Source organism: Funiculus sociatus GB2-C1 (assembly GCF_039962115.1).
GTDB classification, from domain to species: Bacteria; Cyanobacteriota; Cyanobacteriia; order Cyanobacteriales; family FACHB-T130; genus Funiculus; species Funiculus sociatus.
The window spans coordinates 63,432-77,383 of record NZ_JAMPKJ010000007.1 but is presented as its reverse complement, the minus strand read 5'-3'; the positions used below and the strand labels follow the sequence as shown (position 1 = coordinate 77,383).

The following is a 13,952-nucleotide window of genomic DNA, read 5'->3' as shown; positions in this document are numbered from 1 at the left end:
CCGGTTATACTAAATTTACTTGCCGCTTTTAATCTAATTTTATCCGGGAACGGCAATAGGGTTAATTTGGATATCTAGAGGTGGTGGCATCATGGGATGAGAGTGATCAGAGGTTGAGTTCAAAAATTCTCCCACTCTCCCACTCTTCCCTGAACCCACGCCCGATCCCAACCGTATTGCCTGCAACGGAAGAATAGTTCCTGGCGGTGTTTCATATAGGCAGCAAGGTAGACAAGCGTGGGTCACACGTTTTTAATGGAGGCAGGACGCTGGAGGCTACAGGGAACTTGGCTGGAGCGCAACGAGATGCCAATCACCGTGAGAGGCAGAACCTTAGTAGCTTGGGGTAGAGAAAATTGGTTCACAATGGTGACAATGCTGAGCTTTCCTAGTACCGATCGCCAGGAAATTTCTTTGCAGTATCGCGGGCGTTTTGATGCAGGCGATCGCCAATATACCTTTGTCCTACAGCACAATGTCTTAGGTCGCGTTGAAGGCGAGGGCTGGGTTACGCCAGAATCCATTGTTCAGCGCTACTGGGTATTAGGCGATCGCCAACGGCGCAGTGGCTTTGAAACCCTGCACAGGATGAGCGACAACACCTACTACCTATCCAGTGGCATCATGGCAGGTCATTTTTTAACCAGCACGATGGAGGGTACCCTAGAGCGTCTGCCAGAATCAAACTATTCTTAATCGCTCACTCGCTTTGGGGTGCGGGCAGTCAGCAAAAAGTATAAAGTGTGAAGTATAAAGTGTGAAATATTAAAGTATGAAATATCAACCAGTAAATTTCCACCTCTAGTTTTTCCTCGCTCTTTGTCTAGAAACTCATAACCGTTTCATTTTATAGACTTGAGGCTTCGCCCTTAAGCTTTCATCTTTTAGAATTTACGCCCTCGCCTCCTTACCTATAGGGATTAGGGCAAATAAATGATGCGGTGTAAGTTCTGTCGTTAAGACTTGAAACTTCCTGGTTTTTGGTAAAAGCCGTTATAGCATTTTGGATTAGAAATTGGGAATTGGTAATTGATCTTCTCCCCAATCCCCAGTCCCCAATCCCCAATCCCCAGTCCCCAATCCCTCCCCGACAGATGCTCCGCGTTTTAGGAGCCTAACTATGACGCCAGATCCCAACAATGGTCGCTTACTCGCTAATCGCTATCAACTCGTGGAGTTGGTAGGTAAAGGCGCAATGGGCAGAGTTTATCAAGCCAAAGATATGTTACTGGGAGGTGTCACCGTAGCCGTCAAGTTTCTCTCCCAGACACTGCTGAATCAAAAAATGCGCGATCGCTTCGAGCGAGAAGCCACTATCTGCGCTGTATTAGGAGAACAAAGCATACACATTGTCCGAGTTAGAGATTATGGCGTAGACGAAACAGAAATCCCGTTCTACGTGATGGAATTTCTGCAAGGAGATAGCCTTAGCGACGTTCTCAGAGATCGTCCCCTATCCGTGCCGAGGTTTTTAAATACAACTCGCCAAATTTGTTTAGGGTTACAACGCGCTCACCAAGGCATCCTTTTAGATGGCGAACTCTGCCCAATTATTCATCGGGATATTAAGCCGAGCAATATTTCCATCGTTCAAGACACCACTTTAGGTGAATTGGTCAAGATTTTGGATTTTGGCATCGCCAAACTACTCCAATCAGATAGTTCTCAGACCAACTCATTTATGGGTACTCTGGCGTATTGTTCTCCCGAACAAATGGAAGGTAGAGAACTCGATAATCGCTCTGATATTTACAGTCTGGGCGTGATGATGTTTGAAATGCTCACAGGTGAAATGCCCTTAATGGCAGAAACTCACTCATTTGGCGGTTGGTACAAAGCCCATCACTTCATGCCCCCTCGAAGCTTTGAGTCCGTTAACCCCGATCTGAAATTGCCAAAGGCATTAGAAAATTTGGTACTTAGCTGTCTATCCAAAGCACCAAGCGATCGCCCGCAAACCGCCGCTCAAGTCTTACAAGCATTACAACCTTTAGAACAACGCTTTGGTCAAGGTCGGCAACTTGGTCAGCGCATCGGTGCAGTTTTATCCAAACTACCAGTTGTCGCTGAGGCTAAACCCAAGAATCTACCCTCAGCTGATGAAGTCTGTCGCTTAACTTCCTGGCCCAAGAACAAACCCATTGCAGAAATTGTATTTCCCCATCTGCTTCGCACTAGCCAAGAGAGTTTAGCAACCCTCTGGGTAATGCTGCATAAACAAGAAATTCACAATCGTGTCATCAGCACCCGCTACAACCAGTTTCTGTTTTTGATGTCTCCCCATCCAATGCTGCTGTGGATTACCGCCCTCTACAACCGCGAACTTGGCCCGCGTTGGCTCTCTTGCTACCTAGATTTAAAAACCCCGATGGGTCAGCAAATGGTGCGACAGTTAGGCGAAAGCGGGTGCTACCGTATTTTATTCTTTGCCCTAGAAGAACCCCCTCGCTGTGCTAATGTGATGACCTCCACGATTGCCCCTCTGCAACGCCAAATGCTGCAAGAATGGGCGAATACCAGTCAGACTTTAGTATCAGCAGCCCAACCGCAGATGAGTAAAAGTCTTCTCAAGCAGGAGTTCGAGAAGCTAAAGCCGAAGATTCTGATCAAGCTTGAATCTATTCAAACATCAGATTATTCTTCAGATATATCAGGATGATAAAAAGTTAAAAATAATTGTAGGTTGGGCCTGTGCGCCTTTGTTACCCAGCACTCAAAAATGCGTTTAGGTTTTAGTTTCGTTACCTCAAACTAACCAACACTGTTTGAGTTTTTAGCTAAAAAATTGGTGTAAATTAAGCAACTTCCAAATTCCAGACCGGAATATTTTCTTGCTGAAGTGCGTAATTGAACAAACTAATCAAAAAATCTAATCTTGTACTTCAGCAAATAAAATAAGTAGCAGTTTTAACGGTAAACAGTTTTAAAAGATACGCTTTATCGAAACTTGAACTAAAGTTGACGCCCCGGCATCCCCAGCTTCTTTCCTTCTTGGAACAAAGCAAGAGACGGAGGTCGCCTACTGCGACACGAGATGCTCTACTCAAATTGAGCATTTGGCTCTAAGCCCCATTGGTGCTTTAGAAGATGCTTGTATGTCGCTTCGCGCATCATCATTTGTTCGTAGAGCTTGACCAAGAAGTGCTGAGCCTGTTCCCGGCTCATATTCTCCACCTGAGTTTCAAAAGAGCGAATACTGAATTGTTGTTCTAGAGACAGTTGTATAGGCTGGTTCATAGCTAACTCCAACTTTAGAGTGAGTGTGTTGTTTAGTAGATGAAGCACCGAAGTAGTAAAGCTTGACGGGGGCGAACAGGTTTTGTTTCTGCTCTTATTACGAAAGATAACAATTATTTGACAAAATGCCCATCTCTCTTCGTGTGTACTTCTGTTATACCAAAAGAATGAAAACCAGCCCGGAGACTTTAACTCCAGGGCTGATGTAGTTTTATCAAGTTGTCAAAGGCAAAATTGCTCAATACGAACAAATGACTGAGTAAATCTACTCAGTCATTTGTTCGTAGCCGTTAGCTCTAGTTATAGGTAGCTGACTAAGGACTAATCACCGCTTGAGGGGCCAAGTGCCACAATCACCACGGTGATATTGTCTCTACCCCCTTTATCTTTAGCCGCCTGAACGAGGTTCTCGGCTGCCTTTTCCAAGGAGGGCAATTTAAGGTAAGTCCCAATCAGATTATCCGAAAGTTCTTCGGTAAGTCCGTCACTACACAGCAGCAGCTTGTCGTCCGCTTGCACATCCATCGGTTGGATATCAATCTGGCGCAAATCCTTACGACCTAGACACTGGGACAAAACGTGACGCCAGGGGTGCATCTTAGCTTGTTCTGGGGTCAATTCCCCCGCTTTCATCGCTCGCGCTACCCAGGTATGATCCTCAGTAATTTGCTCTAGCTTGGAGCTTCGGAGCCGATAAAGGCGAGAGTCCCCAATATGAGCTACCCAGGACTGATTTTCCCGGAAAACCACCACTACGCCCGTCGTACCCATGTCTGAGCGCTCTGGATGATCGTCTTGATCCTGAATTATGGCTTGATTCGCCTCGAAAAAGGCTTTTTCTAATAAAGCTTGAGAAGACTCACTTGAATGCCAATGCTCATTCAAATAGGTATGAATGGTGTGAGTAGCGATTTGACTCGCCTCTTGGCCTCCTGCGTGTCCTCCCATGCCATCAGCAACAATGAAAAATTTCCCATCAGGATCGATGTGGTAATCATCCTGGTTTACGGAACGAACAAGTCCCGGATCGGAGAGTCCCGTGAAGCGACATATCATAAATGATCTGCTGGCGTCAGCAACTTTACTTTACAGTAATCAAAACATACGATCAAATCGGTCGAGGCGCATGAGCTGGCGGATCAGGACAAACCCCAGAGCCACTGAAACCAGAATAACTGCCACCGCCAGCCCGACATGACCATTAACGAATAGGATGGTGGCTGACAGGGTGAAAGCACTGATTAGTAAAGTATAGTTGGTTAAGAGCTGAATACTGCTCATCCGCCGCATAATTCGGTCTGATTCTATAGATCGCACCCGAATTCGCAGGTCGCCGCGCTCTAATTTTTCAATCGTATCTTCAATGCGCCGGGGCAAACTCAAAGCTGAACTGCTGACTTGAGCTGCTTGACGCCCCAGTTCATTGAGAAAACTGTTGCGATCGCTTCCATTACTCTCTGTCATAATCTGCATTGCAAAAGGTCTTGCAACCTCCATAAAGTTAAATTCTGGGTCTAAGCCCTTTCCTACACCTTCTAAAGTAGAGAACGCTCGCATCACAAAGGTGAAAGTTGCTGGGAAGCGAAACGGTTGGTCGTAGGCAATTTCATAGAGGTCTTCGCTAATGGCAGCTACTGATTGGTTTTCAAACGGCTTATCCATGAAGTGATCCAGCATATACTGAACCGAGCGCCGTACTGGCCCCATATCGTCTGTTGGCGCTAAAGCCCCCAGTTCGACCAGAGATGTTACTACTCTGTCAGCATCTTTTTGGGCAATGCCAAAAAGCGTTTCCATTAGTTGTTCGCGGATGTTGGACTTGATGCGTCCCATCATCCCGAAGTCATAGAAAATCAAGGAACCTTCGGCACTTACTGCTATATTCCCTGGGTGCGGGTCGGCGTGAAAAAACCCGTCGTTGAGGAGTTGTTGCAGGTAAGCTCTTGCGCCCATTTGAGCGAGTTCCTTCCTGTCTAGTCCAGCTGCTTCTAAGGCTTCATAGTGGCTAATTTTAATCCCCGGAATATACTCCAAAGTCACTACCCGTGGAGACGTATACCGCCAATAGACACGCGGTACTTTTACCCAATCATAGCCGCGAAAGTTACGACGAAATGTATCGGCGTTACTGCCTTCATTTAGGTAATCAATTTCTTCCCAGAGAATTCGGCAGCACTCTTCATAGATTCCCAACCAGTCGCGGCCCCGGCCCCACTCTGGATGATTTTGAAAGAAACGGGCAATTCCTTTGAGGATTTGCAAATCAATGTTAAACAGCTGCCGCAATGCTGGACGCTGTACTTTGACTACGACTTCTTCGCCGCTATGTAGAGTTCCTTTGTGTACTTGCCCCAGACTAGCTGCGGCGAGGGGAATTGGGTCAAAACTTTTGTAAAGCTCTGGAATTTTTTTCCCTAAATCCTTTTCAACAATCGCTACTGCTTGTTCGTAGCTAAAAGCGGGTACTTTATCTTGCAGCTTGGAAAGTTCCTCTACATATTCTGAGGGGAACAAATCGGCCCTGGTAGAGAACAGCTGCCCGACTTTAATGAAAGTCGGGCCTAAATCCAAGAAAGTTTCTCGAATCCAGATTGCTTGCGCTGTGCGTCTTTGGGCTTGTTTTGCCTCGGTGATTCCGCCGGGATAGCTCCAAGATTTGTTGTAGCGCCAGATTCTAAACATGAGGCTTAAAACAAAGCCCCAAATGTCTACAAAGCGGCGTTGGCGGGAATAGCGATCGCTACTCCATCGGTAAGCCTGATCCGTGTGGGCTTTACCGACAGCCCGCTGTTTACTTGTCACAACAGCCGCTTTTGCCTTGGATTTCACAGGGTCACTAGGATAGGCTGACACTCGGATTCCTAAAAACTTGGTTTATTAAAGGTCTTGGCGCACAGAAATGGAGTTTTGAGTTTTGATTTGGATAATTAACAACCAACAAAACTGAATTTTTACTCAGAACACACAGGCGAGATGCCTGTGCTACACATTCACACAGAACGGCTGCGATAGCGCTGTAACTCGGAACGGAAACGAGCAACTTCTGCTCTGAGTTCATCAATTGTCGCTTGCAAATCTACAGGCTGGCTACCCTGCGGCACAATGGTTGTAGTGGTTCGCCCCCGCATGACAGTTTCCATTTGAGCATCCGAGCGTTCGGTGACTTTTATGGTAAATTGCCGCAGAGACTCTCGTTGTTCGGCATCAAATTTACCAATTTCCGAAAAAGCATTGGTGAGAGCGTTCTCTACCTGCTCGTTAACTGCTTCCGCCACTGCTCTGCCAACAAAAAAGGCATGAACTACAGGATTATTCATGGAAAATTTTAATGTGCGTCCGTTACAAATTATAACTTGATTGCTCTCAATACTACCTATAGCTGAGGTTACAGCTCAGGTGGCAGTGTCACTGGAGCGGGTGCCACTGGGATGACAATAGCAGATGGCGGTGATAGCAAGCTATTTTGAGGAGTAGGCTCAGGGATATCTGAGATCGGCCAGTCGTTGCGGGCGGGAAAGGATTGCTCGGTGTGTAGGATAGAAGAACCGGGTGATATGGCGGCGTGATAGCGAATTGCCAAGCCAAACCCAGCACCAGCACAGGTAGCGATCGCAGCTGTCATCATTAACGTCTTGGGTGGGGTGAGCTTTAGCGGTTTTAAGTTTGGTAGGGCTGGGGTAATCTTTACCTTACTGAGTTTTGTAGATAGGCGATGAATTGCCTCTTGAGGTTTAACATTCGGTAAGGATATTTTCAGTTTGACTGGGGCGATGGGGCGCTTCGTCTTTACTGGAGTTTTGGATTTTTTCGGGGCTGTGCTGACTTGTGTTTTGTAGGGGCGGGATTTCCCTGCCAATTTTGGGCTTAAATTCCAGTTCACCCCTTTGGTAATATCTTGTTCTTGCTTCTGCTTCTGTGGGGCTGGGGGCTGGGAACTGGGGACTGGGGACTGGGGACTGGGGGCTGGCTGAGGCCGGACGGGTATTGGGGGAATCTCTGGGATACTGATAGAAGGCAGCAGCGCAAGCCAATTTTCTACCGTTTGGGGACGAGATTCGGCTTTCATTTCCAAGCCACTCCCAAGGGCAGCGATCGCTTCTTCGCCCAGATTTGGTTGCAACTGTCGCAAATCTGGCAGAGGAATTTTCTCTCTTAACGATGCCGGAATTGGGGGTTCCCCTGTCAGCAAGCAATACAGAGTTGCCGCTAAAGCATAAATATCTGTTGCTGGAGTACGCTTTTTCTTGGGAAAATACTGTTCAATTGCGGCATAACCAGGACTCACCAAGCTGGCGTGAGTTTGGATCATTCCTGGTGTAAGCTCTTCGGCAATACCAATTACCAGCACCACATCATCAGTATCCTGACGACGGATGATGTTTTGCGGTTTGATATCCCGGTGCAGTAAACCTGCTTTGTGGACTAAACTCAGGGCATCGCCAATTTGACGAATATAGTCTATGGCTTTTTCTTCTGGCAGTGGCTTAATATCTGTGATTTCCGCCAGAGTCTGCCCCTCGATGTACTCCATTACGATAAAAGACTGTCGGGATTCTTGAAAAAGGTCGAGAACCCTAACTAGGTGAGGATGCTTGACTTTAGCAAGGCGACGGGCGCTACTCTCAAATTGCTGCCTAAATCGCTCAAAATTGGGATGAGTCCATAGGCTCTCATTGAGGGTTTTGATGACGACCGTTTGCCCTGATTTGACATGAGTCGCCCGGTAGGTAATCCCAAAGATACCTTGGCCCAGGGGGGTGTCAAGAATATATTTACCGTTCTTCAGGACTGCGCCAGCCGTTAAGTTCATTAAGTAATTGTTACGGTGTTCCCAACTATGCTACCGCCAAGCAAAGCGATTATATATTAAAAATTAAGAATTATAAGTTAAAGGAAGGATTTTTAACTTATAATTGTGACCTTTTATTTTTTCCGACAAATCTACCCGGCTTTGGTGTGGCTTTAAAGTGGATAATACTTTGCAAGGAAACTTTCGGCATCAGCGCGATCGCGTATTTCTCCGTCGAGAGTTGCCGCTAAGAGATGATCCAGCATTTGCTTGAACTCGCGCCCCGGCTTGTAGCCCAATGCCTTCAGGTCGTTACCATTCAACGGCGGCTGTATATGAGCATATTGGGTCAAATATTTCCAAATAAGTCGCCGGATCGGACGCTGACTCTGCACAGCAATTAAAATCAAAGTTGGCAAGCCGTATTGCTTCAGCACTCGCGTAATTTCGCTGGGGTGAATGCACGCTGGCAAAGATTCCGCGACATTAGCTTGATCCAGATCCAGCTGTTGTAGCCGCTTGATACTGTCATCGGGTAGCTGGAGATTTTTGGCGACTTTCGGGCGATATTCCGGCGCAAGGTGAGCAATTAAAACTTCCAGCCGCATCTGCCAATGGTCAAGGGTTTTCTCTGGGTCGAAGCGACGCAAACACCGCTCTAGTAAACGCACTTGCTTCCACAACTGGTGATCTAGTTCTAGGGTAGAATGCAGGCACTTGAGTGCTTCTAGATCGCCCAGTAACTTTAAAGCCCCTTTCCAGTAGGGAGCCTGTAAGATGTATTTCAGCTCTGCCTTAAGCCGTGTTTGTAGGGCGGGTGCTTTACTATTTTCGATAAGCGATCGCTCGTAAATTCCACTGTCCAACGCATAGCGGATATAGCGTTCCGTCTGGGTTTCCATCTGAAATCCTAGCCGCACCGCAAACCGCACCGCACGATAAATTCGGGTAGGATCTTCGATAAAACTATTGGCGTGGAGAACGCGAATTTGACGCGATCGCAAATCCCGCAAACCGCCAAAAAAATCCAACAATTCACCTGCACGAGGTGACGTAAGTCTCACAGCTAAAGCATTGATAGTGAAATCCCGCCGATACAAGTCTTGGCGAATCGAACTAGCCTCAACTTCTGGATTCGCCGCCGGGTAAGGATAAAACTCTGTCCGCGCCGTGGCGATATCCACCCAGAGAGAGTCTAACACTGGATCGAGGTGCCACAACAGCGCCGCAGTTTGAAATTGACCGTGGACTTCCAGACGCGCCTCTGGGTAAGTATTTTGGAGTGCCTTAGCTAGTTCCACACCAGCACCGACATCAGCGGAACGGTGGAAGCCATCAACCACCATGTCGATATCTGACAGCAACAAAGTTTCATCAGGATCGGCTAGTAATAAATCTCGCACGGCACCGCCGACAAGGTATAAATGCCAACCGCGTTTTTGAGCTTGTTCGGACGCTTTGGCGAGGAATTCCCAGAGAGGAGGCGCAAGGCGATCGCGTAACTGAGTGCTGAATGATGTAGAGACGCGATATATTGCCTCTTGAGTGTTGAGTGTTTTATTGTACTCACCCTTCAGCCCTGGTTCCTCAGTCCTATCTTGGTGCAATTGGCGCAAAACATCGGTGCGCGTGACAATTCCCACTAACTGCCCATTATCTAACACTGGCAAGCGTCCGACATCGTAAGTCACCATGATGGACTCAATCTCTGGCAGCGACGTATCCGGGGTAATCGTGTTTAAATTCGTAGTCATGTAGCCTTTGACTGGTGCATGACTAAAGCCGTGATGCAGTGCCAGATCGATATCTCGCCGGGAAATAATTCCTACTAGGGGGATTGGGGATTGGGGATTGGGGATTGGGGATTGGGGATTGGGGATTGGAGTTTCCCCCAGTCTTTGACTCTCGTGTTGAGCTTCTACCACACACAGACCAGAATGCCCGTAACGTAATAAAATACGCTGAGCTTGCTCAATTGTGGTGTCAGGGCGAATCGTCCGGACTGGCGATGACATTAATTCCCGTGCTGTAGGTGGCTGGGGAATTTGCGCGATAAGTTCATTTACTAACCGTTCGAGAGTTGCTTGGGGATCGACTCCGCGAGTTGTCACCGATGCAGCTTGAGAATGTCCGCCACCGCCCAACGGTTGGAACAATTCATTAAGATTGGTGCCTTCAATACGCGATCGCCCAATCACAGTCAATCTTTCTTCACCAGCATCTCCTACTGGAAACGTAGCTGCTAGCAACAAAGCATCACTTTCGGTAATATCAATAAGTCGAGAGGCAATGCTTGACAATCCAGGCACAAAGTCAGCAGTTTGCAGCAGCACCCAGGAAACTTTATAGTCCTCAACAGTTGATTGCAAGTTGTCCAGCGCCGAAGCGAATAATTCCTGCAATTGGGGAGACAAGCCGGGATCGACGTACTGGGCGATTACCGACAAACTTGCCCCTTGTTCCATCAACCAAGCTAATGCGATCGCATCTCTGGCTGTCGTTCCCTCATAAGTCAGCGAACCAGTATCAACGTGAATCCCCAAAGCCATCACCGTCGCTTCTGAGGCGGAAAGCTGAATTTCTGCCTGCTTTAGCTGTTCTACAATTAAAGTCGTCGTGGCTCCTACCCGATCGATATAGGTGCTAGTGGCGGGAATATCGCTTTCAATGTCTTGGTGATGGTCATAGACGACAACTTCCGCCAAATCTGGTAAATCGAGCCATTCGGCGGCTTTACCAATGCGATCGCGCTTTTGAGTATCCACCACTGTTATCGACCGAATCTGTTCCGGACGCACAGACCGTCTTTCTATCAACGCATACTCATCCCGATGCAACGCCAAAAAATCCCGCACTGCTGGATGACTTCCGCCAGTCAGCACTATCTTCGCTCCCGGAGAAAGGCTCGTTAGCCCCACAGCTGCTGCTAAAGCGTCAAAATCCGCTGTAGTGTGGCACAAAATTAGGTGCATAATCATTACTTAATAGTTAATAGTCAATAGCCCTTAGTCATTAGGCATTAGTCCTTAGTCCATTGGTGTCAACTTAACCCCTGGCGAATCGAATTCGCGGCTACAAAAACGAAGTCCGCCTGCCTTGGCTAACGCTCTGATCAAGATTCTTAGAACCCGCGCAGGCGGGTTTCGTTTATATAACTGCGGTTTCAACCGCCAAGCTAACGTTAAGTTGACACCAATAGTCCTTAGTCCTTTCCCAATGACCAATACGTATGTTTCTTTTTTGCATCAGAGCCTTTTGCATGAGAGCCTTTTTTTGATACGGTACTACTAATCGCGGTTAATTTTAGCCAGTCCGTCGCTGTCTTGGGAGAAGAAGAGATGACAATTTTATTTCAGTTGGTACTAGGTGCTTTAGTTTTGTTGTCATTCATTATGGTCATTGGTGTCCCAGTCGCCTATGCCTCGCCTCAGAACTGGGATCAGTCAAAACGGCTTATTGTCCTCGGTTCTGGTGCCTGGATTGCTTTGGTACTTCTGACCGGGGGGCTGAGCTTTTTTGTAGTTTAAAAGTCACACTTAATTCAGTGGTCAGTGGTCACGGAAACGTTCCAACGCTTACAGATAACTGATGAGTGACCACAGACCACAGACCACAGACCACAGACCACAGACAAAAAGCTCATATTTAAAAACATGGCAGTTTTCGAGGGAACGTTTACTCAGACTCAATCCCTACGGTTTGCGCTCGTCATTGGTCGCTTTAACGACATGGTGACAACCAAACTGCTAGAGGGTTGCCAAGATTGTCTGAAGCGCCACGGCATTGATGTCAATCCTGAAGGCACTCAAGTTGACTATGTTTGGGTGCCTGGTAGTTTCGAGGTGCCTCTGGTGGCTAACCAGTTGGCGCTCTCGCGCCGATACGATGCCATAATTTGCCTGGGCGCAGTCATCCGGGGTCAAACTCCCCACTTTGATTATGTTGCCTCGGAAGTCTCTAAGGGAATTGCCGCCGCTGGGTTTCAAACTGGGGTGCCGATAATTTTTGGCATCCTGACAGTGGATACTATGCAGCAAGCCTTGGAACGGGCAGGTATCAAAAATAATAATGGCTGGAATTATGCCATGAATGCTATAGAAATGGCGAGTCTAATGCAGCATATCAAAGGCAATGTGGGGACATCTGCCTACGGTGACAATGCTGCTCATGTGGTAACAACTCAGGCGCTGCCATCGTCGAACCGCGCGATCGCCGCTGAGTCAACTGTTGAACACAAATCTTCGTCCATATAGCGATCACTGCCAAGAAGGCTCAAGGATTGTTCGTCAATGATGTTCGCGCCGCTTTCAAAATAATGCGATCGCGTCCCTGGTTTTTTGCCTGATAAAGTGCCTCATCCGCCATAGCAATTAAAATTTCCGGCAAACAATCCTCAGTAGGAATGGCGCTAGAAACACCCAAACTTAGGGTAACGTAGTCGCTCACCTTTGATTGAGCGTGGGGTAGTTTAAGTTGTTGCACCTCCAGGCGAATTGCCTGCGCCACTGCGGTTGCTCCCTGAGCAGAGGTATTAGGCAAGATTGCCGCAAACTCTTCGCCACCATAGCGAGCCACCAAGTCTGCTGGACGCTTAACTGCACGGCTTGCGGCTTTAGCCAACTGTTGCAAGCAATCATCGCCGGACTGATGCCCATAACAATCGTTGTATCGTTTGAAATAGTCTACATCGAACAAAATTAAGGATAAAGGCTGTTGTTCCCGTGCTGCCCGTTTCCATTCGTGGAAGAGATAGTCATCAAAACGACGACGATTGGCAAGCTGGGTTAAGCCATCTATACTGGCAAGGCGTTCTAATTCCAAGTTTGCCTGTCTGAGAGCCGCTTCTGCTTTTTTGTGCTGAATCATCGAACCAAATTGGGTTGCGATCGCATTAACCAGGGAAAGCGATCGCTCATCCGGTGCCATTTCATGCCTTTGGAAAAACACTAATACTGCCAGAACTTGATGCCCGATAGTGCATCCGCGCCGCTTCGCGAACCCAATCGGAATTCCCAGCGCACCTTTGAGTCCCGCTTCCGCAGCAATTCCACTACGACGAAAAATCCGATTGTTCTCCCGCGAAACATCTGCTATCCATTCCAGTTGTTGAGAAAGCCAAACCCGTCCGGCAAGTCCCTCGCCCAGAGCAAAGCCAAACGTTTCGCTTTGCTGTCGAAATTTATTCAATAGGACATCGCTGGCATACCAAGCGCCACTGTATTCTATTACAGTTCCCTCCTCATTTGGAATCCAAGCTTCCCCGAAATCCCAACCAATAGTTTGACAAACGTTTGCCAAAATCGCTTCTAATGCCTCTTCCACATCAGTAGCTTCACTAATTGCTTGAGTCGTAGTCAACAAAAGTTGCAATTGGGCATTTTGGGCTTGCAACTCTAACTGAAACCGCCGCAAACGCAATTGATTTTCAATGCGTGCCAAAACCTCGACATATTCAAAAGGTTTTGTGATGTAATCCACCGCACCCAACATAAACGCAGTCACTTTATCAAAGTTTGCATCCAAAGCACTAATAAATATCGTCGGGATATCACAAGTTTGCTTGGAAGCTTTTAGGCGCTGGCAAACTTCATATCCATCCATGCCTGGCATTTTGATATCAAGTAAAATCAAATCAGGAGGACTTGAACGGACAGATTCAAGAGCCAGTTTCCCATTAGGAGAAACTCGCACTTTATACCCCTGACTCGACAAAATTTGAGTTAATAAAGTAATATTTTCAGGTGTATCGTCTACGACTAATATGTTAGCTTTAGATTTAAAATGCTGCCCCTGCTTCATAAGTTTTTTATGGTAATAGGTAATAATAAATAGGTTGGGAAGCCACCTCCTCCCCTGTGTTCCCCACGTTGAGGGGCGTGGCGTTTGAGGAACGAAACCCAATATCATCTAATAAACAGTTGGGTTT

The 13,952-nt window shown here is 47.3% G+C and carries 11 protein-coding genes; 4 read left to right on the top strand and 7 right to left on the bottom strand.

Going from position 1 to position 13,952, the window contains the following annotated elements; all coding sequences use genetic code 11:
- The first annotated feature begins 237 nt into the window (after window positions 1-237).
- Entirely contained in the window at window positions 238-696 is a 459-nt protein-coding gene (locus NDI42_RS05420) for a hypothetical protein (protein WP_190451852.1), read from the top strand.
- A gap of 424 nt (window positions 697-1,120) precedes the next feature.
- On the top strand, window positions 1,121-2,659 hold the full coding sequence (locus tag NDI42_RS05415; protein ID WP_190451850.1) for a serine/threonine protein kinase: 1,539 nt from the start codon (window positions 1,121-1,123) through the stop codon (window positions 2,657-2,659).
- A gap of 380 nt (window positions 2,660-3,039) precedes the next feature.
- Here the strand turns inward: NDI42_RS05415 and NDI42_RS05410 are convergent, their stop codons facing one another.
- The 6 genes from NDI42_RS05410 to NDI42_RS05385 all read right to left on the bottom strand — a co-directional run bounded on the left by NDI42_RS05410 (window position 3,040) and on the right by NDI42_RS05385 (window position 10,998).
- A complete protein-coding gene (locus NDI42_RS05410; protein ID WP_190422536.1) occupies window positions 3,040-3,237 on the bottom strand; it encodes an NblA/ycf18 family protein in 198 nt (65 codons plus the stop codon).
- A gap of 321 nt (window positions 3,238-3,558) precedes the next feature.
- On the bottom strand, window positions 3,559-4,293 hold the full coding sequence (locus NDI42_RS05405; RefSeq protein WP_190451848.1) for a Stp1/IreP family PP2C-type Ser/Thr phosphatase: 735 nt from the start codon (window positions 4,291-4,293) through the stop codon (window positions 3,559-3,561).
- 39 nt (window positions 4,294-4,332) lie between these two features.
- On the bottom strand, window positions 4,333-6,039 hold the full coding sequence (locus NDI42_RS05400; RefSeq protein ID WP_313930728.1) for an ABC1 kinase family protein: 1,707 nt from the start codon (window positions 6,037-6,039) through the stop codon (window positions 4,333-4,335).
- Between the two features lie 188 nt (window positions 6,040-6,227).
- Complete coding sequence (locus NDI42_RS05395; RefSeq protein WP_190422540.1) at window positions 6,228-6,554, bottom strand: DUF6825 family protein; 327 nt, start codon at window positions 6,552-6,554, stop codon at window positions 6,228-6,230.
- Between the two features lie 68 nt (window positions 6,555-6,622).
- Window positions 6,623-8,047 carry a serine/threonine protein kinase gene (locus NDI42_RS05390; protein WP_190451846.1) on the bottom strand — a complete coding sequence of 475 codons (1,425 nt, stop codon included), beginning with the start codon at window positions 8,045-8,047 and terminating at the stop codon, window positions 6,623-6,625.
- Between the two features lie 152 nt (window positions 8,048-8,199).
- Window positions 8,200-10,998: a CBS domain-containing protein gene (locus tag NDI42_RS05385; protein WP_190451844.1), complete on the bottom strand. Its 2,799-nt coding sequence runs from the start codon at window positions 10,996-10,998 to the stop codon at window positions 8,200-8,202.
- A 366-nt stretch (window positions 10,999-11,364) separates the two neighbouring features.
- Between NDI42_RS05385 and psbZ the strand changes: the two genes are divergently transcribed.
- Both psbZ and ribH read left to right on the top strand, forming a co-directional pair.
- Window positions 11,365-11,553: a photosystem II reaction center protein PsbZ gene (psbZ, locus tag NDI42_RS05380; protein ID WP_190422543.1), complete on the top strand. Its 189-nt coding sequence runs from the start codon at window positions 11,365-11,367 to the stop codon at window positions 11,551-11,553.
- A gap of 126 nt (window positions 11,554-11,679) precedes the next feature.
- The gene (ribH, locus tag NDI42_RS05375) at window positions 11,680-12,279 is read left to right on the top strand and encodes a 6,7-dimethyl-8-ribityllumazine synthase (RefSeq protein WP_190451836.1); all 600 of its coding nucleotides are present in this window, start codon (window positions 11,680-11,682) and stop codon (window positions 12,277-12,279) included.
- 19 nt (window positions 12,280-12,298) lie between these two features.
- On the opposite strand, the gene NDI42_RS05370 is transcribed toward ribH, so the two are convergent.
- On the bottom strand, window positions 12,299-13,825 hold the full coding sequence (locus NDI42_RS05370) for a diguanylate cyclase domain-containing protein (RefSeq protein ID WP_190451835.1): 1,527 nt from the start codon (window positions 13,823-13,825) through the stop codon (window positions 12,299-12,301).
- Window positions 13,826-13,952: the final 127 nt, after the last annotated feature.

Coding starts and splice junctions, on each gene's coding strand:
- ribH (WP_190451836.1), top strand. CDS start 11,680: ATGGCAGTTTTCGAGGGAACGTTTACTCAGACTCAATCCCTACGGTTT.
- NDI42_RS05410 (WP_190422536.1), bottom strand. CDS start 3,237: ATGAACCAGCCTATACAACTGTCTCTAGAACAACAATTCAGTATTCGC.
- NDI42_RS05385 (WP_190451844.1), bottom strand. CDS start 10,998: ATGCACCTAATTTTGTGCCACACTACAGCGGATTTTGACGCTTTAGCA.
- NDI42_RS05405 (WP_190451848.1), bottom strand. CDS start 4,293: ATGATATGTCGCTTCACGGGACTCTCCGATCCGGGACTTGTTCGTTCC.
- psbZ (WP_190422543.1), top strand. CDS start 11,365: ATGACAATTTTATTTCAGTTGGTACTAGGTGCTTTAGTTTTGTTGTCA.
- NDI42_RS05390 (WP_190451846.1), bottom strand. CDS start 8,047: ATGAACTTAACGGCTGGCGCAGTCCTGAAGAACGGTAAATATATTCTT.
- NDI42_RS05395 (WP_190422540.1), bottom strand. CDS start 6,554: ATGAATAATCCTGTAGTTCATGCCTTTTTTGTTGGCAGAGCAGTGGCG.
- NDI42_RS05415 (WP_190451850.1), top strand. CDS start 1,121: ATGACGCCAGATCCCAACAATGGTCGCTTACTCGCTAATCGCTATCAA.
- NDI42_RS05370 (WP_190451835.1), bottom strand. CDS start 13,825: ATGAAGCAGGGGCAGCATTTTAAATCTAAAGCTAACATATTAGTCGTA.